The sequence below is a fragment of the Aeromonas media genome (genome assembly GCF_020423125.1).
Classification (GTDB): Bacteria; Pseudomonadota; Gammaproteobacteria; order Enterobacterales; family Aeromonadaceae; genus Aeromonas; species Aeromonas media.
On sequence record NZ_CP075564.1, the window covers coordinates 222,234 to 242,500 of the forward strand.

Genomic DNA, 20,267 nt, shown 5'->3' on the forward strand with positions numbered 1-20,267 from the left:
GGCCGGATCCGGTGGATTCAAAATCCGTCGCCTGCCTGACGCCCAGTAAAAAGCCCCTCGCGGGGCTTTTGTCATTCAGGAACGTCACTTCTTCATCTTGGAGAGGGCGGCGGCGAAGGCGTTGCCCATGGCACCACCGGCAGGGGCGCCCTGTTTCGGCTCCTGCCTGGGTCTGGCGCTGCTTGTACCCGATGGGCGGGATTCCGTCGGCTTGCGGGCGGGTTGTCCCGCTTTCTCGTCGAGGCGCATGGTCAGGCTGATGCGCTTGCGCGGTGCATCCACCTCCAGCACCTTGACCCGGACGATGTCGCCCGCCTTGACCACCTCGCGGGGATCCTTGACGAAACGGTTGGTCAGGGAGGAGATGTGCACCAGGCCGTCCTGATGGACGCCGATGTCGACGAAGGCGCCGAAGTTGGTGACATTGGTGACCACCCCTTCCAGTACCATTTCGGGCACCAGGTCGCTGATCTGCTCAACCCCCTCCTTGAAGGTCGCGGTCTTGAACTCGGGGCGCGGGTCGCGGCCCGGCTTGTCCAGCTCGCCGATGATGTCGGTGACTGTGGGCACGCCGAATTGCTCGTCGGTGTAGTCGGCCGGCTTCAGGCTGCGCAGCAGGCTGCTGTTGCCGAGCAGGCTCTCCACTGTCTGTTCCAGCTTGGCGAGGATCCGCTCCACCACCGGATAGGACTCCGGGTGCACCGCCGAGCTGTCGAGGGGATTGCTGCCGCCGCGAATGCGCAGGAAGCCGGCGCACTGCTCGAACGCCTTGGGGCCGAGCCGGCTCACCTTTAGCAACTGCTGGCGGCTCTTGAAAGCGCCGTGCTCATCCCGGTAGGTGACTATGTTCTGGGCCAGCGTCTGGGAGAGGCCGGAGACCCGGTTGAGCAGGGCGACCGAGGCGGTATTCACATCCACACCGACCGCGTTCACGCAATCCTCGACCACGGCATCCAGTCGGCGGGCCAGCTGGCTCTGGCCGACGTCGTGCTGATACTGGCCCACCCCGATGCTCTTGGGATCGATCTTGACCAGCTCGGCCAGGGGGTCCTGCAGGCGACGGGCGATGGAGACGGCGCCACGGATCGAGACGTCGAGATCCGGGAACTCCTGGGAGGCGAGCTCGGAGGCGGAATAGACAGAGGCCCCCGCTTCGCTCACCACGATTTTCTGAGCCTTGGCGGCGGGGTAGCGCTCGAACAGATCGCTCACCAGCCGGTCGGTTTCCCGGGAGGCGGTGCCGTTACCTATGCTGATGAGCTCCACCTTATGCTTCTGGCACAGCTCGCTCAGGGTCTTGAGGCTCTGATCAATCTGGCGTTTCGGTTCGAACGGATAGATGGTGGCGTGATCGACCAGCTTGCCGGTGGCATCAACCACGGCGACCTTGACCCCGGTGCGGATACCAGGATCCAGCCCCATGGTGCAGCGCATACCGGCCGGAGCCGCCATCAGCAGATCCTTGAGGTTCATGGCGAACACCTTGATCGCCTCGTCCTCTGCCGACTCGCGGATGCGGCCGATCAGTTCGGTCTCCATCTGGAGCGACAGCTTGATCTTCCAGGTCCAGCTCATCACCCCCTGCAGCCACTTGTCCGCCGGGCGGTTCTGCAGATTGAGCCTGAGGTGGTGGGCAATGATCCCTTCGCAGGGGCTGGCACTCTCATCGTCACCTGTGACCAGCGCCAGATTGAGGATCCCCTCGTTGCGCCCGCGCAGCATGGCCAGCACCCGGTGGGAGGGGGCCTTGTGCAACGGCTCGTCGTGCTCGAAGTAGTCCTTGAACTTGGCCCCTTCCTGCTCCTTGCCCGCCACCACCCGGGCGCGCAGGGTGGCGTTCTGCCACAGGTAGTCCCGCAGCTTCTCAAGGAGATCCGCCTGCTCGGCGAAGCGCTCCATCAGGATGTAGCGGGCGCCGTCGAGGGCCGCCTTGCTGTCGGTGATCCCCTGTTCGGCATTGAGGAAGCGGGCCGCCGCTTGCTCCGGATCCTGCATGGGGTCGGTGAGCAGCAGGTTGGCCAGCGGCTCCAGCCCGGCTTCGATGGCCATCTGCCCCTTGGTGCGACGCTTGGGCTTGTAGGGGAGGTAGAGGTCTTCGAGCCGGGTCTTGCTGTCGGCACCCTTCAGCTCGCGCGCCAGCTCAGGAGTCAGCTTGCCCTGCTCCTCGATGGAGCGAATGATCACCTGACGGCGATCCTCCAGTTCACGCAGATAGCCGAGGCGGCTCTCCAGGGTACGCAACTGACTGTCGTCCAGACCGCCGGTCACCTCCTTGCGATAACGGGCGATGAAGGGAACGGTCGAGCCTTCATCCAGCAGGCGCACGGCGGCCTGCACCTGTTCCGGGCGGGCATTCAGCTCACCGGCAATCTGTCTCTCAATTACATGGCTGTGCATCTGTGGTCTCTGTGGTCGGGTCCTGGTCAACGGGCAGGCGCGAGGCGATGTCGCCGGGCAGGGGGTCTGTCCCGGCGGTACTCAAGGTACCAGCCGGGCCACTGTCGCGCGGGCCGGTTGGCGCCACAAGGCGCCGGGTGTGAGCACTATATGGGGTCGGGCTGCGGGATGCCACTCCGGCAAAAATGACACGAATCGCATCCTGTGGCCGAGCATGCTGTCCATCTTGGCCTCGTCAGCCGATTTGGCAGCCTGGGCCAGCGCTGGCTTACTTGGGATAGCTGATCTCATTGATGTACCAGCAGGCGTCACCCACTGGCGTTCGCACCATGGCCTCGTCCCCCACCTCTTTCTTGAGCAGGGCGCGGGCCATGGGGGAGTCGATGGAGATGTAATCCTTGCGGCCGAAGATCTCGTCATAGCCGACGATGCGAAAACGCTTGGTCTCACCCTCGTCGTTCTCCACCTCGACCCAGGCGCCGAAGAACACCTTGCCCTCCTGGGAGGGGGAGTAATCGACTATGGTCAGCTCCTCCAGGCACTTGCGCAGGTAGCGGACCCGGCGGTCTATCTCCCGCAGCCGCTTCTTGTTGTACTGGTAGTCGGCGTTCTCGCTGCGATCCCCGAGGCTCGCCGCCCAGGCCACCTTCTTGGTGGTCTCGGGTCTCTCCTCGCGCCACAGGGTGTCGTGTTCCTGCCGGAGCTGGTTGTAGCCTTCACGGGTGATGAGTTTGGTTTTCATGGGCTTATCAGTCCCTGCTGCCTGGATGGCGGGTTGCGTCGTCTTGCTCGGGATCTTAGCCATTGTCGTCTGACTGTCGAGCAGAAACACGTGGTGAGAGGCTCGTTGGGAGCCTTCCTGTCCCTGGGAACCCCCGGCCAAGGGTAATAACCGGTAACATATTTATGCTTTGTGGTTGCCAGAGCGGGCCCTAGTATTGGGAGGAGACAGAGAAGAGAGGTGGCAATGAGTCAGCAATACAAGGTCCTGGTGGTCGACGACGACCTGAAACTACGCTCCCTGCTGGAGCGTTACCTCACCGAACAGGGATTTGTGGTGCGGGGCGTTGCCAATGGCGAGCAGGCTGATCGCTTGCTGACCCGCGAGAATTTCAGCCTGATGGTGCTCGACCTGATGTTGCCGGGGGAAGACGGCCTATCCATCTGCCGCCGTCTGCGCGAGGCCGGCAACCAGATCCCGGTGCTGATGCTCACCGCCAAGGGGGACGAAGTGGATCGTATCGTCGGGCTGGAGATGGGGGCCGATGATTACCTGCCCAAGCCCTTCAATCCCCGTGAGTTGCTGGCCCGGATCCGCGCCGTGTTGCGACGCCATACCGTCGAGCTGCCCGGTGCGCCGTCCGCCGCCGAGAGGATGGTGAGCTTTGGCGCCTATCAGCTCAACCTGGCGACCCGGGAGTTGAGCCGGGACGGCGAGCCGGTGGCCCTGACCAGCGGCGAGTTCGCCGTGCTCAAGGTGCTGGTGAGCCACCCTCGCGAACCGCTCTCCCGAGACAAGCTGATGAACCTGGCCCGTGGCCGGGAATACACCGCCACCGAGCGCAGTATCGATGTGCAGGTCTCCCGTCTGCGCCGCCTGCTGGAGCAGGATCCGGCCCAGCCCCGTTACCTGCAGACGGTGTGGGGCCTGGGCTATGTCTTCGTGCCGGACGGTGACGGGGAATGAAAAAAGTGGGTAGCATGTTCTCCCGCATGCTCTGGTTCCTGGCCGCCGTGCTGGTGGTCTATCAGGTTGTCTCCTACGCCACCTTCTACAACTATCTGCTGGCGCCCACCGTCAAGCAGATCAGTCATCTGCTGGCCAATCAGGTCAAACTCATCTTTCCGGTTGAAAGCAACCAGCTGGCGCTGAGCGAAGATGCCGAGGCACTGGTCTATGTGGCGACCGGCAGTGACATCTATACCCAGACCGAGGCGGAGCAGCACGGACTCAAGGAGTCCAAACCCTACCCCTATCTGGAGGAGAGCATCAGCCGCGAGCTGGGGGGGAAGACCAAGGTGAGGGTAGAGATTCAGGATCACTACATCATCTGGATCCAGCCACCCCAGGCCAGCCAGATGTGGGTGCGCATCCCCCTGACCGAGATCGAGGATGACGACATCGAGCCCCTCATCATCTACATGAGCGTGCTGCTGGTGGTGACCCTGTTTGCGGCATGGCGCTTTGCCCGCCAGCTGGTGCGACCGCTGGAAGATCTGGAGGCGGGGGCCGTGGCCGTGGCGCGGGGCCAGTTCCCCGATGCTCTGGGAGAGCACGGCTCGCGGGAGGTGCGCCGCCTGACCCGCACCTTCAACCACATGTCGCACTCCATCAAGGGCCTTATCGAAGAGCGCAACCTGATGATGGCCGGGGTCTCCCATGATCTGCGCACGCCCCTGACCCGCATCCGGCTGGCGACCGAGATGATGTCCTCCGGGGATGAGTATCTCAAGGAGAGCATCAATGCGGACATCGACGAGTCGAACGGCATCATAGATCAGTTCATCGACTACATACGCCCGAACGAGGGACTGGATGCCCATCCCATCGACCTGACCCAGCTCATCCACGATGCGTTGCTGATGCAGACCGATCAGGGGCTGGAGGTGGAGCTGCTACTGCCGGAGCAGGCGGTGCGGGTGGCCTGCCATCCCATCAGCATCCGTCGCATCCTCAACAACCTGTCGGGCAATGCGCTGCGTTACGGCGCGACCCGGCTGCAGGCCGAGCTGAAGGACGATGGTCACTGGGTCCGGCTGCGGCTCTCTGACAATGGCCCCGGGATCGCGGAGCAGGACTACTCCCGGGTGCTCAAGCCCTTTACCCAGGGCAATGTGGCACGTACCGGCGGTGGCAGTGGCCTGGGGCTGGCCATAGTCGCCAAGATAGTATCCCAGCACCACGGCACCATCAGGCTGGGCCGCTCCGAGCTGGGAGGCTTGCTGGTGGAGATCCGGCTACCCAAGCACCAGCCGCTGGAGTGGATGGATTGAACGAAGGGCGCATCCGTGGATGCGCCCTTCAGCATTGTCAGGCTTGTGGCTCGGCCGTCTTGCGGTAGCGCCTGCCGTATTTGAGTTGCTGGATCAGCAGGGCGGCGACGATCAGTGCCAACCCTATGGGGGTGGCGGGGTGGATGCTCTCACCGATCAACAGATTGAGCAGCACCAGCGAAGCAAACGGCGAGATAAAGATAAGGTTGCTGATGGGAGCCGTGTTGGTGGCGTGGCGCAGGGCCATCAGCCAGAGCACGAAGCCGAAGCCCATCTCGAACAGCCCCACATAGATGGCACCGAGCCAGCCCTGCCAGGCGGTCATGGCAAAGTCGGCGAGCAGCCAGGTCGCCACCACGATGAATGGCAGGCTGATGAGGAAGCCGAGCAGCAGGCTGACGATGGGGTCCCCCTGATTGCGGGTATTGAGGATCCAGTAGCCTGCCCAGATGAGGGTCGAGACCAGGGCCAGCGTCACACCGAGCGGGCTGTCAAACTGCAGGCCGAACACATCTCCCCTGGTGGCGATCACCAGGGCGCCGAAGTAGCCAAGCACGATGGCCACACCGTCACGGCGACGCAGTTTCTGGCCGAGGAAGGGGACGGCTAGCAAGCTCAAGGTGATGGCCCAGGTGTAGTTGAGGGTCTGGGCCTGTTGCGCCGGCAGCAGATCATAGGCCTTGAACAGCAGCAGGTAATAGAGGAAGGGGTTCAGCACCCCCAGGGCCAGATAGTAGAAGGGGCGGGCCCTGAGATAGCTCAACAACAGTGGCAGCTTGCCCTGGATCGCAACGATGGACCCCAGGGTCAGGGTCGAGGTGATGGCGGCGACCAGCAGCAACTGCACAGGCTCGAAGTAGGCGAGGGATATCTTGAAGGCGGTGGCTACCGTCGACCAGAGGGCGACGGCGCAGAGTCCGTATTGATAGGCTTTCTTCTGATTCTTGAGCATCGGGGTCGTTCCGCTGACTGAGGCAAGGGGGCAGTCTATCAGCCTGTTTGCAACATTGTCGTTACCGCCTTGTAGCGGGCAGGGGAGCGATCGCCGGCGAGATCCATCCGCCACACAAAATTGCGCACAATCTGTCCGCCTTCTCTTGCGCGAATTGAAAAAATCCGTATAATGCCCTCCGCTTGCCCATGAGGCATGCCAGACGATATGTCTGCTTGCTGAGCTTCCCGTTTACGTGTCGCCAGCCATACAGTCCTCCCGATATGGGGGGAAACGTGAAAAATCGCACCTCTGGCGGGAGTAATCTCGGTCGGGCGGTGTTGATTTATGTTCTTTTATCTATTGGAGCTCTGTCAATGCAGAACCAAAGAATCCGTATCCGCCTGAAGGCTTTTGATCATCGCCTGATCGATCAATCCACTGCGGAAATCGTTGAAACTGCAAAGCGCACCGGCGCGCAGGTTCGCGGTCCTATTCCGCTGCCGACTCGCAAAGAGCGCTTCACCGTCCTGATCTCCCCGCACGTCAACAAAGATGCGCGTGATCAGTACGAGATCCGCACTCACAAGCGTCTGGTAGACATCGTTGAGCCGACTGACAAGACCGTAGACGCCCTGATGCGTCTGGATCTGGCAGCTGGTGTAGACGTCCAGATCAGCCTGGGTTAATTACGGAAAGAGGTTGATAACAATGACAATCGGTCTTGTAGGTCGCAAAGTGGGTATGACTCGCATCTTCACTGAAGATGGCGTTTCTATCCCGGTGACTGTTATCGAAGTTGAAGCTAACCGTGTAACTCAGGTCAAATCTGTAGAAACCGACGGCTACAACGCTATTCAGGTTACCACTGGCGCCAAAAAAGCCAGCCGTGTGACCAAGCCGGAAGCTGGCCACTTCGCCAAAGCTGGTGTAGAAGCCGGTCGCGGTCTGTGGGAATTCCGCCTGAACAACGGTGAAACTTTCACTGTTGGTAGCGAGCTGAAAGTAGATCTTCTCGCTGACGTTAAGATGGTAGACGTTACCGGCACATCCAAGGGTAAAGGTTTTGCGGGCACTGTAAAGCGCCACAACTTCCGCACCCAGGATATGACCCACGGTAACTCCCTGTCCCACCGTGTACCTGGCTCCATCGGTCAAAACCAGACCCCGGGCCGTGTATTCAAGGGCAAAAAGATGGCTGGTCACATGGGTGCTGAGCGTGTAACGACTCAGAACCTGGAACTGGTTCGTGTTGACGCTGAACGCAACCTGCTGCTCATCAAAGGCGCAGTACCGGGTGCAACCAACGGCAACGTGATCGTCAAACCTGCCGTCAAAGCGTAACGTCTGAGGAGATAGTAATGGAATTGGTAATGAAAGACGCCAAGAGCGCTCTTGAAGTTTCCGAGACTACCTTCGGGCGCGAATTCAACGAAGCTCTGGTTCACCAGGTCGTCGTTGCATATGCCGCTGGTGCCCGTCAGGGTACTCGTGCGCAGCTGACTCGCTCTGAAGTGTCTGGTGGCGGCAAAAAGCCGTGGCGTCAGAAGGGTACTGGTCGTGCCCGTGCTGGCTCCATCCGTTCGCCCATCTGGCGTTCCGGTGGTGTGACCTTTGCTGCTAAGCCGCAAGATCACAGCCAGAAAGTAAACAAGAAGATGTACCGCGGCGCTATCCGTAGCATCCTGTCCGAGCTGGTACGTCAAGAGCGCCTGATCGTTGTCGAGAAATTCGGCATCGAAGCGCCGAAGACCAAAGAACTGATCGCCAAGCTGAAAGAAATGGAACTGACTGACGTTCTGATCGTGACTGCTGAAGTCGATGAGAACCTGTTCCTGGCTGCTCGCAACCTGTACAAGGTCGACGTGCGTGATGTTGCCGGTATCGACCCGGTCAGCCTGATCGCTTTCGACAAGATTCTGATGACTGCTGACGCAGTTAAGCAAATCGAGGAGATGCTGGCATGATCCGCGAAGAACGTCTGTTGAAAGTTCTGAAGGCTCCGCACATCTCTGAAAAGAGCACCATGGTCGCAGAAAAGCAGAACACTATCGTGTTCAAAGTTGCTGTTGATGCCACCAAGGCGGAAGTCAAAGCTGCAGTTGCGAAACTGTTCGAGGTCGAAGTTGAGACCGTCCGTACCCTGAACATGAAGGGTAAGACCAAGCGCTCAGGTGCGCGTGTAGGCCGTCGTTCCGATTGGAAAAAGGCTTATGTGACCCTGAAAGCTGGTCAGGACATCGACTTCATGGGCGCAGCCGAGTAAGAGGAGTTCTCAAAAATGGCAATCGTTAAGTGCAAGCCTACTTCTCCGGGCCGCCGCCACGTCGTCAAGATCGTCAACCAAGAGCTGTACAAGGGCAAGCCCTTCGCCGCTCTGCTGGACAGCAAAAGCAAGTCCGGTGGTCGTAACAACAACGGCCGTATCACTACCCGTCATATCGGTGGTGGTCACAAGCAACACTACCGTATCGTCGACTTCAAACGCGACAAAGACGGCATTCCGGCCAAAGTAGAGCGTCTGGAATACGATCCTAACCGTACCGCAAACATCGCCCTGGTGCTGTATGCAGACGGTGAGCGTCGTTACATCCTGGCTCCGAAAGGCCTGAAAGCAGGTGATGCTATCGCTTCTGGTGCTGATGCTGCGATCAAGGTAGGTAACTCCCTGCCGATGCGTAACATCCCGGTTGGTTCTACCGTTCACGCCGTAGAAATGAAGCCTGGTAAAGGTGCTCAGCTGGCTCGTTCCGCTGGTACTTTCATCCAGATTCTGGCTCGTGAAGGTAACTATGTAACTCTGCGTCTGCGTTCCGGCGAAGTACGTAAAGTTCTGGCCGAATGCCGCGCCACCATTGGTGAAGTGGGTAACTCCGAGCACATGCTGCGTCAACTGGGTAAAGCCGGTGCAAACCGCTGGCGTGGTATTCGTCCGACCGTTCGCGGTATGGCGATGAACCCGGTTGATCACCCGCACGGTGGTGGTGAGGGTCGTAACAAGGGCATGCAGCCTGTGTCCCCATGGGGCCAGAAGGCTAAGGGCTTCAAGACCCGTAAGAACAAGCGTACCGACAAGTACATCGTACGTCGTCGTAACAAGTAATTGTTAACATAGAGGAATCACCATGCCACGTTCTCTCAAGAAGGGTCCATTTATTGACCTGCACTTGCTGAAGAAGGTAGAGAAAGCGGTGGAAAGCGGGGATAAAAAGCCGGTTAAGACCTGGTCCCGTCGTTCAATGATCATCCCGAACATGATCGGTTTGACCATCGCTGTCCATAATGGTCGTCAGCACGTTCCGGTTTTCGTTACCGAAGAAATGATCGGTCACAAACTGGGTGAATTCGCACCGACTCGTACTTATCGCGGCCATGCTGCTGATAAGAAGGCTAAGAAGCGCTAAGGGATAAATGATGGAAGCTATCGCTAAACACCGTTATGCCCGTACTTCTGCCCAGAAAGCTCGTCTGGTAGCCGATCAAGTACGTGGTCTGTCCGTAGACAAGGCTCTGAACATCCTGACCTTCAGCCCGAAAAAGGCTGCAGTTCTGGTGAAGAAAGTGCTGGAATCTGCCATTGCAAACGCTGAGCACAACGAAGGCGCCGACATCGACGCCCTGCGTGTTGCCACCATCATGGTAGACGAAGGTCCCTCCATGAAGCGCATCCGCCCGCGTGCCAAAGGTCGCGCGGATCGTATCCTCAAGCGTACCGCTCACATCACTGTAGTGGTATCCGACGCTAAGGCTGGGAGATAAGCAATGGGTCAGAAAGTACATCCTAATGGCATTCGCCTGGGTATTACCAAGCCTTGGAATTCTACCTGGTTCGCGAACACCAAAGACTTCGCTGACAACCTGTACAGCGATTTCCAAGTACGCCAGTTCCTGACCAAGGAGCTGAAAAACGCTTCCTTGTCCAAGATCACCATCGAGCGTCCGGCCAAGAGCATCCGTGTGACCATTCACACCGCTCGTCCGGGTGTCGTGATTGGCAAGAAAGGCGAAGACGTTGAGAAACTGCGCAAAGCCGTAGCCGCTATTGCTGGCGTGCCTGCTCAGATCAACATTTCCGAAGTCCGCAAGCCGGAGCTGGATGGCAAACTCGTTGCCGACAGCATCACTTCTCAGCTGGAACGTCGCGTAATGTTCCGTCGCGCTATGAAGCGCGCCGTACAGAACGCCATGCGCCTGGGTGCCAAGGGCATCAAAGTAGAAGTGTCCGGTCGTCTGGGCGGCGCTGAAATCGCGCGTACCGAATGGTACCGTGAAGGTCGTGTGCCTTTGCACACCCTGCGTGCCGACATCGACTACGCAACTTCTGAAGCCCACACCACTTACGGTGTGATCGGCGTCAAAGTTTGGATCTTCAAGGGCGAAGTTCTGGGCGGTCTGGCTGCTGTTAACGCTGCCGCTGCTCAAGAGCAAGCTCCTGCAAAGCCCAAGCGTGACAACAAGCGCCGCGCTGCTAAGTAAGGAGATTCGGTAAATGTTGCAACCTAAGCGTACTAAATTCCGCAAGACCCATAAGGGTCGTAACCGCGGTCTGGCCAACTCTGGTAACGAAGTATCCTTCGGTACCTTTGGCCTGAAGGCGACATCTCGTGGTCAACTGACTGCTCGTCAAATCGAAGCAGCCCGTCGTGCCATGACCCGTCACGTAAAGCGTCAAGGTAAGATCTGGATCCGTGTGTTCCCGGACAAGCCCATCACCGAAAAGCCCCTCGAAGTTCGTATGGGTAAAGGTAAGGGTAACGTGGAATATTGGGTCTGCCCGATCCAGCCTGGCAAGGTTCTGTACGAGATGGATGGTGTACCTGAGGCTCTGGCGCGTGAAGCGTTTGCCCTGGCCGCAGCTAAGCTGTCTGTTCAGACCACTTTCGTAATTAAGACGGTGATGTGATGAAAGCCCAAGATCTGCGTCAAAAGAGCGTCGAAGAACTGAACCAGGAGCTGCTGGGTCTGCTGCGTGAGCAATTCAACATGCGCATGCAAGCTTCCACCGGCCAACTGGCTCAGACTCACACTCTGAAACAAGTGCGTCGTGACGTCGCACGTATCAAGACTGTACTGACTGAGAAGGCAGGTGCGTAATGACTGACAAGATCCGTACTCTGCAAGGTCGTGTAATTAGCGACAAGATGGACAAGTCCATCACCGTCGCTATCGAGCGCAAGGTAAAGCACCCGATCTACGGTAAGATCATCAAGCGCACTACCAAGCTGCACGTACATGACGAGAACAACGAGTGTAAAGCTGGCGATCTCGTGGAAATCCGCGAATGCCGCCCGCTGTCCAAGACCAAGTCCTGGACCCTGGTTGCTGTCGTAGAAAAGGCCTAATTCGGTACTTTTTAGCCCAAACGGCCCCCCATCGGGGCCGTTTGTTTTTTAGGCTACCTTTTCAAAAATACCTGTGTTATAGTTTCGCGCCTTTTGAAGGCAGCCAGATCCCATCAGGGATAAGAAGTAAACAAAGCGGAGCACTAAGATGATCCAGATGCAAAGTATGCTGGGTGTTGCCGACAACTCCGGCGCTCGCAGTGTAATGTGTATTAAGGTTCTGGGTGGTTCGCACCGCCGTTATGCCGGCATCGGCGACATCATCAAGGTTTCCATCAAGGAAGCCATTCCTCGCGGTAAAGTGAAGAAAGGTGATGTGTATAACGCGGTGGTCGTACGCACCCGTAAAGGCGTTCGTCGTCCGGACGGCTCAGTCATCCGTTTCGACAACAATGCGGCTGTGTTGCTTAACAACAACCAACAGCCAATCGGTACTCGTATTTTTGGCCCGGTGACCCGTGAACTCCGTAATGAGAAGTTCATGAAGATTGTGTCCCTGGCACCCGAAGTACTGTAAGGAGTCGAACGATGGCAGCTAAAATCCGTCGCGAAGACGAAGTAATTGTTCTTACCGGCAAAGACAAGGGCAAGCGTGGCAAAGTCACTCAAGTCCTGATTGCAAAAGGTAAGGTAATCGTGGAAGGCATCAACCAGGTGAAGAAACACCAGAAGCCGGTACCCGCATTGGGTCAGGCTGGCGGTATCGTCACCAAAGAAGCCCCCATCGATGTATCTAACATCGCGCTGTTCAACTCTGCCACTGGCAAGGCTGACCGCGTTGGTTTCCGGATTGAAGACGGCAAGAAAGTCCGTTTCTTCAAATCCACCGGCGAACTTGTGAAGTAATTGGAGTTTAACGATGGCGAAACTGCATGATTACTACAAATCCGATGTAGTAAATGAACTGTCCAAGCAGTTCGGTTACAAGACTATCATGCAAGTCCCTCGGATCGAGAAAATCACCCTGAACATGGGTGTTGGTGAAGCGATCTCTGACAAGAAGTTGCTGGAAAATGCTGCTGCCGATATGGCTGCCATTTCCGGTCAGAAACCGCTGATCACCAAAGCACGCAAATCTGTTGCGGGCTTCAAGATTCGTGAAGGCTACCCGATAGGTTGTAAAGTAACCCTGCGTGGCGAGCGTATGTGGGAGTTCCTGGAACGGCTGATTTGCATCTCCGTACCGCGTATCCGTGACTTCCGTGGTCTGAACGCCAAGGCGTTCGATGGCCGTGGTAACTACTCCATGGGCGTGCGTGAGCAAATCATCTTCCCGGAAATCGACTATGACAAGGTCGATCGCGTCCGTGGTCTGGATATCACCATCACCACTTCCGCGAATACCGACGAAGAAGGCCGTGCTCTGCTGGCTGCCTTTAACTTCCCATTCCGCAAGTAAGGTTAGGGTTATGGCTAAAACATCCATGAAAGCACGTGAAGCAAAGCGTGCGAAGCTGGCAGCCAAGTTCGCGACCAAGCGTACCGAGCTGAAAGCTATCATCGTTGATATGAACGCTTCTGAAGAAGCGCGTTGGGATGCTGTCTTGCAACTGCAACAGCTGCCCCGTGATTCCAGTCCGTCCCGCCAGCGTAACCGTTGCAACATCACTGGTCGTCCGCACGGTTTCCTGCGGAAGTTTGGCCTCTCTCGCATCAAGGTGCGTGAGCATGCCATGAAGGGCGAAATTCCGGGCCTCAAAAAGGCCTCTTGGTAAGAATCTCGGGAGTTAGACTATGAGCATGCAAGATCCGATCGCGGATATGCTGACCCGCATCCGTAACGGTCAGGCGGCGAGCAAAGTTGCGGTTTCCATGCCTTCTTCCAAGCTGAAAGTGGCTATTGCCAAAGTGCTGAAGGAAGAAGGTTACATCGCTGGCTACTCCGTAGCAGGTGATGTGAAGCCGGAACTGGAAATTGAACTGAAATATTTCCAGGGCAAGCCGGTTGTAGAACTGATCCAACGCGTGAGCCGTCCCGGCCTGCGTATTTACAAGCGCACTACTGATCTGCCGAAAGTCATGGGCGGTCTCGGTGTTGCTATCGTGTCCACGTCTAAAGGTGTGATGACCGACCGTGCTGCCCGCAAGGCAAGCATGGGTGGTGAGATCATCTGCTACGTCGCTTAATAGGAGGTCGGAAATGTCTCGCGTTGCTAAGGCACCCGTCACTATTCCTGCTGGCGTAGAGGTGACTCTGAACGGTCAGGAACTGTCCATCAAAGGTGGTAAAGGTTCTCTGGTTCGTTCCATCCACGCCGGTGTAGAAGTGACCAAAGAAGACAATGTACTGAAGTTCGCCCCGCGCGACGGCATCGCTGGTGCTGACGCTCAGGCCGGTACTGCACGTGCATTGGCTAACAACATGGTAATCGGTGTTACCCAAGGCTTCGAGCGCAAGCTGCAGCTGGTTGGTGTAGGCTACAAAGCCTCCATCAAGGGCAATGCTGTCGCGCTGGCTCTGGGCTTCTCTCACCCGGTTGAGCATGCGCTGCCGGCTGGTGTCACCGCTGAATGTCCGTCCGCCACAGAGATCATTCTGCGTGGTGTGGACAAGCAGCTGGTTGGCCAAGTCGCCGCCGATATCCGTGCTTACCGCGCTCCGGAGCCCTACAAGGGCAAGGGTGTACGCTATGCCAACGAGCAAGTGCGTACTAAAGAAGCTAAGAAGAAGTAAGGTAACACTATGGACAAGAAAGCAGCTCGTCTCCGTCGTGCTACTCGTGCTCGGAAAAAGATGCAGGAACTGGGAGCTACCCGTCTGGTTGTTCACCGTACCCCGCGTCATATCTATGCGCAGGTTATCGCAGCCAACGGTTCCGAAGTTCTGGCCTCTGCTTCTACAGTAGAGAAAGCCATCAGTGAAGCGCTCAAATCTACCGGTAATGCTGATGCAGCTACCGCAGTAGGTAAAGCAATCGCTGAGCGTGCTATTGCCAAAGGCGTTCAGAACGTATCTTTCGATCGTTCCGGTTTCAAGTATCACGGTCGTGTAGCCGCTCTGGCTACCGCTGCTCGTGACGCTGGTCTTCAGTTCTAAGCTAGGAGTCGAAGATGGCTAAAGTCGAATCTCAAGCCGGCGAACTGCAAGAAAAGCTGATTGCAGTAAACCGTGTTTCGAAAACTGTTAAAGGTGGTCGTATCATGTCCTTCACCGCGTTGACCGTGGTGGGTGATGGTAACGGCCGTGTAGGTTACGGTTACGGTAAGGCCCGTGAAGTTCCAGCCGCTATTCAAAAAGCGATGGAACAGGCTAAGCGTAACCTGAACAAGGTTGAACTGAACAATGGCACTCTGCACCACCCGGTGCGCGGTGTTCACTCCGGTTCCACCGTGTTCATGAAGCCGGCCTCACAAGGTACTGGTATCATTGCAGGCGGCGCCATGCGTGCCGTACTGGAAGTTGCCGGTATCCACAACGTGCTGGCCAAGACCTACGGTTCCACCAACCCAATCAACGTTGTTCGCGCAACTGTAGACGCTCTGGTTCACGGTCAATCACCGGAACAGATCGCTGCCAAGCGTGGTCTGCGCGTTGAAGAAATTCTGGGGTAATGCGACATGGCTAACACTGTAAAAGTAACTCAAACTCGCAGCTCTATCGGCCGTCTGCCAAAGCACAAGGCGACTCTGCGTGGTCTGGGTCTGCGTCGCATTGGTCACACCGTTGAGCTGGAAGATACTCCCTGCGTACGCGGTATGATCAACCAGGTTTATTACATGGTTAAGGTGGAGGGCTAAGCATGCGTCTGAATACTCTGTCTCCGGCCGCTGGTTCCAAGCGTGTTAAGCACCGTCCGGGCCGTGGTATCGGTTCTGGTCTGGGCAAGACCGGTGGTCGTGGTGTGAAAGGTCAAACTTCTCGTTCCGGTGGCGGTAAAGTCCGCAACGGTTTCGAGGGTGGCCAGATGCCTTTGAAAATCCGTCTGCCGAAGTTCGGTTTCTTCTCTCGCAAATCTTTGGTTTCTGCCGAAGTGCGCTTGAACGAAATCGCCCTGGTAGAAGGTGATGTGGTCGATTTGAGCACTCTGAAGCAAGCCGGTGTTGTTACCAAGAACATCGTTTTCGCTAAAGTTGTTCTGTCTGGCAACATTGACCGTGCTGTGACCGTTCGTGGTCTGTCCGTCACCAAAGGTGCACGTGCAGCCATCGAGGCCGCTGGCGGTAAAATCGAGGAATAATCAGTACAATGGCTAAGAAACCAGGATTGGATGTTAAAGCACAAGGTGGTCTGAGTGAACTGAAGAGCCGTCTGCTCTTCGTTCTCGGGGCAATTATCGTGTTCCGCGCAGGCTCTTATGTGCCGATTCCTGGTATTGACGCCGCCGTACTGGCCGAGTTGTTCCAACAACAGAAGGGCACCATCATTGAGATGTTCAACATGTTCAGTGGTGGTGCACTCTCGCGTGCTTCTATTCTTGCGCTGGGGATCATGCCGTACATTTCGGCGTCGATCATTATCCAGCTGCTGACTGTGGTTCATCCTGCTCTTGCTGAACTCAAGAAAGAGGGTGAATCCGGCCGTCGCAAGATTAGCCAATATACCCGTTGGGGCACGCTGGTTTTGGGAACGTTCCAGGCCATTGGTATTGCAACCGGTCTGCCGAATATGATGCAAGGACTCGTGACTCATCCGGGTTTGGGCTTCTATTTCACAGCCGTTGTGAGTCTGGTCACCGGTACCATGTTCTTGATGTGGTTGGGTGAACAGATTACCGAGCGTGGGATTGGTAATGGTATCTCGCTGATTATTTTCACGGGTATCGTTGCTGGTCTGCCTCATGCCATTGGCGCTACGGCCGAACAGGCACGTCAAGGGGAATTGCACATCCTGCTGTTGTTGTTGCTGGGCTTGATTGTTTTCGCAGTGACTTACTTTGTGGTGTTCGTGGAGCGTGGTCAGCGTCGTATCGTCGTTAACTATGCCAAGCGTCAACAAGGTCGCCAGGTATTCGCCGCGCAAAGCACACACCTGCCGTTGAAAGTGAATATGGCCGGTGTGATTCCTGCGATTTTCGCATCCAGCATCATCCTCTTCCCAGGGACCATTACCTCTTGGTTTGGTCAGGGCGAGGGCAAGGTGGCTGATGTCCTGCAACAGGTCTCTATGGTCCTGCAGCCGGGTCAACCCTTGTATGAGATGCTCTATGCAGCAGCCATTATCTTCTTCTGCTTCTTCTATACCGCGCTGGTGTTCAACCCCCGCGAGACAGCAGATAATCTGAAGAAGAGTGGAGCCTTTATCCCGGGGATTCGCCCGGGCGAGCAGACAGCACGTTACATCGATAAGGTTATGACTCGCCTGACATTGGCAGGTGCGCTCTATATAACCTTTATCTGTCTGGTACCCCAGTTCTTGATGACTGCCTGGAACGTACAGTTCTACTTCGGTGGCACTTCGCTGCTGATTATCGTGGTAGTTATCATGGACTTCATGGCTCAGGTTCAGACCCATATGATGTCTCATCAATATGGCGACGTCCTGAGGAAGGCCAACCTGAAGGGCTACGGCCGCTAAAGGTCGGCGTAGTTACGGAGTTAAGCAATGAAAGTTCGTGCTTCCGTTAAGGCAATCTGCCGTAACTGCAAAATCATCAAGCGTCACGGTGTGGTGCGTGTGATTTGCAGCGAGCCAAAGCATAAACAGCGCCAAGGCTAATTTTTTACGGTTAGTACTTGCAACAAATAGTTGTGCTGGCTAATATAGCCAGCCAACTTTTGTTGTGTATTGGTTGACCGCCACGTATCCGCTCACGGGCTTTGTGGTGGTCGTTATCTACTATATGTAGGAGTGAATAGTGGCCCGTATCGCTGGCATTAACATTCCTGACCATAAGCATGCAGTCATTGCGTTGACTGCGATTTATGGCGTCGGTCGTACCCGCTCCAAGGCCATCTGTGCCGCAGCCGGTATCGCTGAGAATGTGAAAATTAAAGACCTGGACGAAACTCAGATCGAGAGTCTGCGTGAACAAGTAGGTAAATTCACCGTTGAAGGTGACCTGCGTCGTCAGATTTCCATGAACATCAAGCGATTGATGGATCTGGGTTGCTACCGTGGTTTGCGTCACCGTCGTAGCCTGCCTGTTCGTGGTCAACGTACCAAGACCAACGCTCGTACCCGTAAGGGTCCGCGCAAGGCTATCAAGAAGTAACGGGAAGGTAGAAAATGGCTAAAACTCCGACTCGTGCTCGCAAGCGCGTTAAAAAGCAAGTGAGCGACGGTATTGCGCACGTTCATGCATCTTTCAACAACACAATCGTGACCATTACTGACCGTCAGGGCAATGCTCTGTCTTGGGCTACCTCTGGTGGTTCCGGTTTCCGTGGTTCCCGTAAGTCCACTCCGTTTGCTGCCCAGGTAGCTGCTGAGCGCGCTGGTGAGATCGCCAAAGAATACGGCGTGAAGAACCTGGAAGTCATGGTCAAAGGTCCGGGTCCCGGTCGTGAGTCTTCCATCCGCGCTCTGAACGCGGCTGGTTTCCGCATCACTAATATTACTGATGTGACTCCGATCCCGCACAACGGTTGTCGTCCTCCCAAGAAGCGCCGCGTATAACGCTGTAGCTACTTGGTCTAGGATTGTTGGAGAAAGAAGATGGCAAGATATATCGGTCCTAAGCTTAAGCTTAGCCGTCGTGAGGGCACCGACCTCTTCCTGAAGTCTGGTGTTCGTGCGATTGATTCTAAGTGCAAGATTGACACCGTTCCTGGTCAACATGGTGCGCGTAAAGCGCGTCTGTCTGACTACGGTGTGCAACTGCGCGAGAAACAAAAAGTACGTCGTATCTACGGCGTATTGGAAAAACAGTTCCGCAACTACTACCGCGACGCTGCCCGTCAAAAGGGTAACACCGGTGAAAACCTGTTGCAGCTGCTGGAAGGTCGTCTGGACAACGTCGTCTACCGCATGGGCTTCGGCGCCACTCGTGCTGAGTCTCGTCAGCTGGTGAGCCACAAAGCCATCATGGTAAACGGCCGCGTTGTGAATGTTCCTTCTTTCCAGGTATCCCCTGAGGACGTGATCTGCGTTCGCGAGAAGGCTAAGAAGCAAGCGCGTATCAAAGCTTCCCTGGAAGTTGCTGGTCAGCGCGAGAAGCCGACTTGGGTAGAGGTTGACGCTGCTAAGATGGAAGGTGCCTTCAAGCGCCTGCCAGAGCGTTCCGACCTGTCTGCCGACATTAACGAACAGCTGATCGTCGAGCTTTACTCCAAGTAAAGCTAGCTTCTAAAGAGAGGACACAATGCTGGGTTCTGTAACAGATTTTCTTAAACCGCGGCTAGTTGACATCGAGCAAGTTAGCCCGACTCACGCGAAAGTGACTCTCGAGCCGCTTGAGCGTGGCTTTGGTCACACGCTGGGTAATGCCCTGCGTCGTATTTTGCTGTCATCTATGCCCGGTTGTGCAGTTACTGAAGTCGAGATCGACGGAGTACTGCACGAGTACAGCAGCAAAGAAGGTGTACAGGAAGACATTCTTGAAATCCTGCTCAACCTGAAAGGTATCGCTGTGAAGCTGGAAGGCAAGGACGAGGTAACTCTGTCCCTGACCAAGTCTGGAACAGGCCCCGTTACCGCTGGTGATATCACTCACGGTGATGAAGTCGAGATCGTAAACCCGGAGCACGTAATCTGCCACCTGACAGGCGCCAATGCTGAGATCAGCATGCGTCTGAAAGTTCAGCGCGGTCGTGGTTATGTGCCTGCTTCTGCTCGTGTTCACAACGATGATGAAGAGCGTCCTATTGGTCGCCTGCTGCTGGACTCCGCGTTCAGCCCCATCGTTCGCATCGCCTACAATGTTGAGGCGGCACGTGTGGAACAGCGCACCGACTTGGACAAGCTGGTTATCGACATGGAGACCAATGGTACTCTGGATCCGGAAGAAGCCATTCGCCGTTCTGCCACTATTTTGGCCGAACAGCTGGAAGCCTTCGTGGATCTGCGCGATGTCAGCGTGCCCGAGAAGAAAGAAGAGAAACCCGAGTTTGATCCGATTCTGCTGCGTCCTGTCGATGATTTGGAGCTGACAGTTCGTTCAGCGAACTGTCTGAAGGCAGAAGCTATCCACTATATTGGTGATCTGGTACAGCGTACCGAAGTTGAGTTGCTTAAAACTCCTAACCTCGGTAAGAAGTCCCTGACTGAGATCAAGGACGTGTTGGCCTCCCGTGGTCTGTCTCTTGGCATGCGCCTTGAGAACTGGCCGCCCGCCAGCATCGCTGACGAGTAATCCAGATTACGGGTTTCACAGATTTAGTTAGAAGGATAAGGTCATGCGCCATCGTTTGAGTGGTCGTCAACTGAACCGGAACAGCAGCCATCGTCAGGCTATGTTCCGCAACATGGCCAGCTCCCTGGTTCGTCATGAGATCATCAAGACGACTCTGCCTAAGGCAAAAGAGCTGCGTCGTGTAGTTGAACCGCTGATCACCCTTGCCAAGACTGATAGCGTTGCTAATCGTCGCCTGGCATTTGCCCGTACTCGCGATAACGCGATCGTGGCTAAGCTGTTCAATGAACTGGGCCCGCGCTACCTGGAGCGCGCCGGCGGTTATACTCGCATTCTGAAATGCGGTTTCCGTGCAGGCGACAACGCCCCTAT

At 56.4% G+C, this 20,267-nt stretch carries 33 protein-coding genes (1 of these 33 only partly in view); 30 read left to right on the plus strand and 3 right to left on the minus strand.

Going from position 1 to position 20,267, the window contains the following annotated elements; all coding sequences use genetic code 11:
* Nucleotides 1–84: 84 nt before the first annotated feature.
* Nucleotides 85–2,397, minus strand: coding sequence for a Tex family protein (locus tag KI797_RS01010; protein WP_226171077.1), 2,313 nt, complete (start codon nucleotides 2,395–2,397; stop codon nucleotides 85–87).
* 268 nt (nucleotides 2,398–2,665) lie between these two features.
* Complete coding sequence (greB, locus tag KI797_RS01015; RefSeq protein ID WP_043133195.1) at nucleotides 2,666–3,139, minus strand: transcription elongation factor GreB; 474 nt, start codon at nucleotides 3,137–3,139, stop codon at nucleotides 2,666–2,668.
* Between the two features lie 225 nt (nucleotides 3,140–3,364).
* Between greB and ompR the strand changes: the two genes are divergently transcribed.
* Together ompR and envZ are read left to right on the plus strand one after the other, a co-directional pair.
* Nucleotides 3,365–4,084, plus strand: coding sequence for an osmolarity response regulator transcription factor OmpR (ompR, locus tag KI797_RS01020; RefSeq protein ID WP_043133193.1), 720 nt, complete (start codon nucleotides 3,365–3,367; stop codon nucleotides 4,082–4,084).
* Nucleotides 4,081–5,391 (plus strand): two-component system sensor histidine kinase EnvZ, encoded by a 1,311-nt coding sequence (gene envZ, locus KI797_RS01025; RefSeq protein WP_161506796.1) that lies wholly within the window; start codon nucleotides 4,081–4,083, stop codon nucleotides 5,389–5,391. Before ompR ends, envZ begins: the two co-directional genes overlap by 4 nt.
* 37 nt (nucleotides 5,392–5,428) lie before the next feature.
* Here envZ and KI797_RS01030 read toward each other — a convergent pair whose 3' ends face one another.
* A complete protein-coding gene (locus KI797_RS01030) occupies nucleotides 5,429–6,343 on the minus strand; it encodes a DMT family transporter (protein ID WP_161506797.1) in 915 nt (304 codons plus the stop codon).
* Nucleotides 6,344–6,699: 356 nt separating this feature from the next.
* Between KI797_RS01030 and rpsJ the strand changes: the two genes are divergently transcribed.
* The 28 genes from rpsJ to rplQ form a co-directional block, all read left to right on the plus strand.
* Nucleotides 6,700–7,011 carry a 30S ribosomal protein S10 gene (gene rpsJ, locus KI797_RS01035; protein WP_005307944.1) on the plus strand — a complete coding sequence of 104 codons (312 nt, stop codon included), beginning with the start codon at nucleotides 6,700–6,702 and terminating at the stop codon, nucleotides 7,009–7,011.
* 22 nt (nucleotides 7,012–7,033) lie between these two features.
* Nucleotides 7,034–7,666, plus strand: a complete 633-nt coding sequence (gene rplC, locus KI797_RS01040) for a 50S ribosomal protein L3 (RefSeq protein WP_025325385.1) — start codon at nucleotides 7,034–7,036, stop codon at nucleotides 7,664–7,666.
* Nucleotides 7,667–7,683: 17 nt separating this feature from the next.
* Nucleotides 7,684–8,289, plus strand: a complete 606-nt coding sequence (gene rplD, locus KI797_RS01045) for a 50S ribosomal protein L4 (RefSeq protein WP_025325386.1) — start codon at nucleotides 7,684–7,686, stop codon at nucleotides 8,287–8,289.
* Nucleotides 8,286–8,588, plus strand: a complete 303-nt coding sequence (gene rplW, locus KI797_RS01050) for a 50S ribosomal protein L23 (RefSeq protein WP_005331199.1) — start codon at nucleotides 8,286–8,288, stop codon at nucleotides 8,586–8,588. Before rplD ends, rplW begins: the two co-directional genes overlap by 4 nt.
* A gap of 15 nt (nucleotides 8,589–8,603) precedes the next feature.
* A complete protein-coding gene (rplB, locus tag KI797_RS01055) occupies nucleotides 8,604–9,425 on the plus strand; it encodes a 50S ribosomal protein L2 (protein ID WP_005331177.1) in 822 nt (273 codons plus the stop codon).
* Between the two features lie 22 nt (nucleotides 9,426–9,447).
* Nucleotides 9,448–9,726: a 30S ribosomal protein S19 gene (rpsS, locus tag KI797_RS01060; protein WP_005307960.1), complete on the plus strand. Its 279-nt coding sequence runs from the start codon at nucleotides 9,448–9,450 to the stop codon at nucleotides 9,724–9,726.
* Nucleotides 9,727–9,736: 10 nt separating this feature from the next.
* Entirely contained in the window at nucleotides 9,737–10,081 is a 345-nt protein-coding gene (rplV, locus tag KI797_RS01065) for a 50S ribosomal protein L22 (RefSeq protein WP_005319741.1), read from the plus strand.
* A 3-nt stretch (nucleotides 10,082–10,084) separates the two neighbouring features.
* On the plus strand, nucleotides 10,085–10,798 hold the full coding sequence (gene rpsC, locus KI797_RS01070) for a 30S ribosomal protein S3 (RefSeq protein ID WP_005331168.1): 714 nt from the start codon (nucleotides 10,085–10,087) through the stop codon (nucleotides 10,796–10,798).
* 13 nt (nucleotides 10,799–10,811) lie between these two features.
* Entirely contained in the window at nucleotides 10,812–11,225 is a 414-nt protein-coding gene (gene rplP / locus KI797_RS01075; RefSeq protein ID WP_005307963.1) for a 50S ribosomal protein L16, read from the plus strand.
* A complete protein-coding gene (rpmC, locus tag KI797_RS01080; protein ID WP_005307965.1) occupies nucleotides 11,225–11,416 on the plus strand; it encodes a 50S ribosomal protein L29 in 192 nt (63 codons plus the stop codon). Before rplP ends, rpmC begins: the two co-directional genes overlap by 1 nt.
* Nucleotides 11,416–11,664 (plus strand): 30S ribosomal protein S17, encoded by a 249-nt coding sequence (gene rpsQ / locus KI797_RS01085; RefSeq protein ID WP_005307966.1) that lies wholly within the window; start codon nucleotides 11,416–11,418, stop codon nucleotides 11,662–11,664. The genes rpmC and rpsQ overlap by 1 nt, the downstream gene beginning before the upstream one ends.
* A 148-nt stretch (nucleotides 11,665–11,812) precedes the next feature.
* Nucleotides 11,813–12,181, plus strand: a complete 369-nt coding sequence (gene rplN, locus KI797_RS01090) for a 50S ribosomal protein L14 (RefSeq protein WP_005307975.1) — start codon at nucleotides 11,813–11,815, stop codon at nucleotides 12,179–12,181.
* Nucleotides 12,182–12,192: 11 nt separating this feature from the next.
* Complete coding sequence (gene rplX / locus KI797_RS01095) at nucleotides 12,193–12,510, plus strand: 50S ribosomal protein L24 (protein ID WP_025325387.1); 318 nt, start codon at nucleotides 12,193–12,195, stop codon at nucleotides 12,508–12,510.
* Between the two features lie 13 nt (nucleotides 12,511–12,523).
* Nucleotides 12,524–13,063, plus strand: coding sequence for a 50S ribosomal protein L5 (gene rplE / locus KI797_RS01100; protein WP_005331162.1), 540 nt, complete (start codon nucleotides 12,524–12,526; stop codon nucleotides 13,061–13,063).
* 10 nt (nucleotides 13,064–13,073) lie between these two features.
* Nucleotides 13,074–13,379, plus strand: a complete 306-nt coding sequence (gene rpsN, locus KI797_RS01105) for a 30S ribosomal protein S14 (protein WP_005331161.1) — start codon at nucleotides 13,074–13,076, stop codon at nucleotides 13,377–13,379.
* Between the two features lie 19 nt (nucleotides 13,380–13,398).
* Complete coding sequence (gene rpsH / locus KI797_RS01110; RefSeq protein WP_005307980.1) at nucleotides 13,399–13,791, plus strand: 30S ribosomal protein S8; 393 nt, start codon at nucleotides 13,399–13,401, stop codon at nucleotides 13,789–13,791.
* Nucleotides 13,792–13,804: 13 nt separating this feature from the next.
* Entirely contained in the window at nucleotides 13,805–14,338 is a 534-nt protein-coding gene (gene rplF / locus KI797_RS01115) for a 50S ribosomal protein L6 (protein WP_025325388.1), read from the plus strand.
* 9 nt (nucleotides 14,339–14,347) lie between these two features.
* On the plus strand, nucleotides 14,348–14,701 hold the full coding sequence (rplR, locus tag KI797_RS01120) for a 50S ribosomal protein L18 (RefSeq protein ID WP_033130012.1): 354 nt from the start codon (nucleotides 14,348–14,350) through the stop codon (nucleotides 14,699–14,701).
* 14 nt (nucleotides 14,702–14,715) lie between these two features.
* Entirely contained in the window at nucleotides 14,716–15,216 is a 501-nt protein-coding gene (gene rpsE, locus KI797_RS01125; protein WP_005340605.1) for a 30S ribosomal protein S5, read from the plus strand.
* 6 nt (nucleotides 15,217–15,222) lie between these two features.
* Nucleotides 15,223–15,402, plus strand: a complete 180-nt coding sequence (gene rpmD, locus KI797_RS01130; RefSeq protein ID WP_005307985.1) for a 50S ribosomal protein L30 — start codon at nucleotides 15,223–15,225, stop codon at nucleotides 15,400–15,402.
* A gap of 2 nt (nucleotides 15,403–15,404) precedes the next feature.
* Nucleotides 15,405–15,842 carry a 50S ribosomal protein L15 gene (gene rplO / locus KI797_RS01135; protein ID WP_025325390.1) on the plus strand — a complete coding sequence of 146 codons (438 nt, stop codon included), beginning with the start codon at nucleotides 15,405–15,407 and terminating at the stop codon, nucleotides 15,840–15,842.
* A gap of 8 nt (nucleotides 15,843–15,850) precedes the next feature.
* Nucleotides 15,851–17,179: a preprotein translocase subunit SecY gene (secY, locus tag KI797_RS01140; RefSeq protein ID WP_042652867.1), complete on the plus strand. Its 1,329-nt coding sequence runs from the start codon at nucleotides 15,851–15,853 to the stop codon at nucleotides 17,177–17,179.
* A gap of 27 nt (nucleotides 17,180–17,206) precedes the next feature.
* On the plus strand, nucleotides 17,207–17,320 hold the full coding sequence (rpmJ, locus tag KI797_RS01145) for a 50S ribosomal protein L36 (protein ID WP_005319705.1): 114 nt from the start codon (nucleotides 17,207–17,209) through the stop codon (nucleotides 17,318–17,320).
* 139 nt (nucleotides 17,321–17,459) lie between these two features.
* Nucleotides 17,460–17,816, plus strand: a complete 357-nt coding sequence (gene rpsM, locus KI797_RS01150; protein WP_125609091.1) for a 30S ribosomal protein S13 — start codon at nucleotides 17,460–17,462, stop codon at nucleotides 17,814–17,816.
* Between the two features lie 14 nt (nucleotides 17,817–17,830).
* Complete coding sequence (rpsK, locus tag KI797_RS01155; RefSeq protein ID WP_005319702.1) at nucleotides 17,831–18,220, plus strand: 30S ribosomal protein S11; 390 nt, start codon at nucleotides 17,831–17,833, stop codon at nucleotides 18,218–18,220.
* Between the two features lie 39 nt (nucleotides 18,221–18,259).
* Nucleotides 18,260–18,880, plus strand: coding sequence for a 30S ribosomal protein S4 (gene rpsD / locus KI797_RS01160; protein ID WP_010672568.1), 621 nt, complete (start codon nucleotides 18,260–18,262; stop codon nucleotides 18,878–18,880).
* A 25-nt stretch (nucleotides 18,881–18,905) separates the two neighbouring features.
* Nucleotides 18,906–19,895, plus strand: a complete 990-nt coding sequence (locus tag KI797_RS01165) for a DNA-directed RNA polymerase subunit alpha (RefSeq protein WP_005307997.1) — start codon at nucleotides 18,906–18,908, stop codon at nucleotides 19,893–19,895.
* Nucleotides 19,896–19,938: 43 nt separating this feature from the next.
* On the plus strand, nucleotides 19,939–20,267 hold the 5' portion of the coding sequence (rplQ, locus tag KI797_RS01170) for a 50S ribosomal protein L17 (protein WP_005307999.1). The gene runs 55 nt beyond the window's last position; the window shows 329 of its 384 coding nt (coding positions 1–329); the start codon lies at nucleotides 19,939–19,941; its stop codon lies beyond the right edge, outside the window.

What these genes read in the sequence shown, in the direction of transcription:
- KI797_RS01010 (WP_226171077.1), bottom strand. Translation starts at nt 2,397, where the DNA reads ATGCACAGCCATGTAATTGAGAGACAGATTGCCGGTGAGCTGAATGCC.
- greB (WP_043133195.1), bottom strand. Translation starts at nt 3,139, where the DNA reads ATGAAAACCAAACTCATCACCCGTGAAGGCTACAACCAGCTCCGGCAG.
- ompR (WP_043133193.1), top strand. Translation starts at nt 3,365, where the DNA reads ATGAGTCAGCAATACAAGGTCCTGGTGGTCGACGACGACCTGAAACTA.
- envZ (WP_161506796.1), top strand. Translation starts at nt 4,081, where the DNA reads ATGAAAAAAGTGGGTAGCATGTTCTCCCGCATGCTCTGGTTCCTGGCC.
- KI797_RS01030 (WP_161506797.1), bottom strand. Translation starts at nt 6,343, where the DNA reads ATGCTCAAGAATCAGAAGAAAGCCTATCAATACGGACTCTGCGCCGTC.
- rpsJ (WP_005307944.1), top strand. Translation starts at nt 6,700, where the DNA reads ATGCAGAACCAAAGAATCCGTATCCGCCTGAAGGCTTTTGATCATCGC.
- rplC (WP_025325385.1), top strand. Translation starts at nt 7,034, where the DNA reads ATGACAATCGGTCTTGTAGGTCGCAAAGTGGGTATGACTCGCATCTTC.
- rplD (WP_025325386.1), top strand. Translation starts at nt 7,684, where the DNA reads ATGGAATTGGTAATGAAAGACGCCAAGAGCGCTCTTGAAGTTTCCGAG.
- rplW (WP_005331199.1), top strand. Translation starts at nt 8,286, where the DNA reads ATGATCCGCGAAGAACGTCTGTTGAAAGTTCTGAAGGCTCCGCACATC.
- rplB (WP_005331177.1), top strand. Translation starts at nt 8,604, where the DNA reads ATGGCAATCGTTAAGTGCAAGCCTACTTCTCCGGGCCGCCGCCACGTC.
- rpsS (WP_005307960.1), top strand. Translation starts at nt 9,448, where the DNA reads ATGCCACGTTCTCTCAAGAAGGGTCCATTTATTGACCTGCACTTGCTG.
- rplV (WP_005319741.1), top strand. Translation starts at nt 9,737, where the DNA reads ATGGAAGCTATCGCTAAACACCGTTATGCCCGTACTTCTGCCCAGAAA.
- rpsC (WP_005331168.1), top strand. Translation starts at nt 10,085, where the DNA reads ATGGGTCAGAAAGTACATCCTAATGGCATTCGCCTGGGTATTACCAAG.
- rplP (WP_005307963.1), top strand. Translation starts at nt 10,812, where the DNA reads ATGTTGCAACCTAAGCGTACTAAATTCCGCAAGACCCATAAGGGTCGT.
- rpmC (WP_005307965.1), top strand. Translation starts at nt 11,225, where the DNA reads ATGAAAGCCCAAGATCTGCGTCAAAAGAGCGTCGAAGAACTGAACCAG.
- rpsQ (WP_005307966.1), top strand. Translation starts at nt 11,416, where the DNA reads ATGACTGACAAGATCCGTACTCTGCAAGGTCGTGTAATTAGCGACAAG.
- rplN (WP_005307975.1), top strand. Translation starts at nt 11,813, where the DNA reads ATGATCCAGATGCAAAGTATGCTGGGTGTTGCCGACAACTCCGGCGCT.
- rplX (WP_025325387.1), top strand. Translation starts at nt 12,193, where the DNA reads ATGGCAGCTAAAATCCGTCGCGAAGACGAAGTAATTGTTCTTACCGGC.
- rplE (WP_005331162.1), top strand. Translation starts at nt 12,524, where the DNA reads ATGGCGAAACTGCATGATTACTACAAATCCGATGTAGTAAATGAACTG.
- rpsN (WP_005331161.1), top strand. Translation starts at nt 13,074, where the DNA reads ATGGCTAAAACATCCATGAAAGCACGTGAAGCAAAGCGTGCGAAGCTG.
- rpsH (WP_005307980.1), top strand. Translation starts at nt 13,399, where the DNA reads ATGAGCATGCAAGATCCGATCGCGGATATGCTGACCCGCATCCGTAAC.
- rplF (WP_025325388.1), top strand. Translation starts at nt 13,805, where the DNA reads ATGTCTCGCGTTGCTAAGGCACCCGTCACTATTCCTGCTGGCGTAGAG.
- rplR (WP_033130012.1), top strand. Translation starts at nt 14,348, where the DNA reads ATGGACAAGAAAGCAGCTCGTCTCCGTCGTGCTACTCGTGCTCGGAAA.
- rpsE (WP_005340605.1), top strand. Translation starts at nt 14,716, where the DNA reads ATGGCTAAAGTCGAATCTCAAGCCGGCGAACTGCAAGAAAAGCTGATT.
- rpmD (WP_005307985.1), top strand. Translation starts at nt 15,223, where the DNA reads ATGGCTAACACTGTAAAAGTAACTCAAACTCGCAGCTCTATCGGCCGT.
- rplO (WP_025325390.1), top strand. Translation starts at nt 15,405, where the DNA reads ATGCGTCTGAATACTCTGTCTCCGGCCGCTGGTTCCAAGCGTGTTAAG.
- secY (WP_042652867.1), top strand. Translation starts at nt 15,851, where the DNA reads ATGGCTAAGAAACCAGGATTGGATGTTAAAGCACAAGGTGGTCTGAGT.
- rpmJ (WP_005319705.1), top strand. Translation starts at nt 17,207, where the DNA reads ATGAAAGTTCGTGCTTCCGTTAAGGCAATCTGCCGTAACTGCAAAATC.
- rpsK (WP_005319702.1), top strand. Translation starts at nt 17,831, where the DNA reads ATGGCTAAAACTCCGACTCGTGCTCGCAAGCGCGTTAAAAAGCAAGTG.
- rpsD (WP_010672568.1), top strand. Translation starts at nt 18,260, where the DNA reads ATGGCAAGATATATCGGTCCTAAGCTTAAGCTTAGCCGTCGTGAGGGC.
- KI797_RS01165 (WP_005307997.1), top strand. Translation starts at nt 18,906, where the DNA reads ATGCTGGGTTCTGTAACAGATTTTCTTAAACCGCGGCTAGTTGACATC.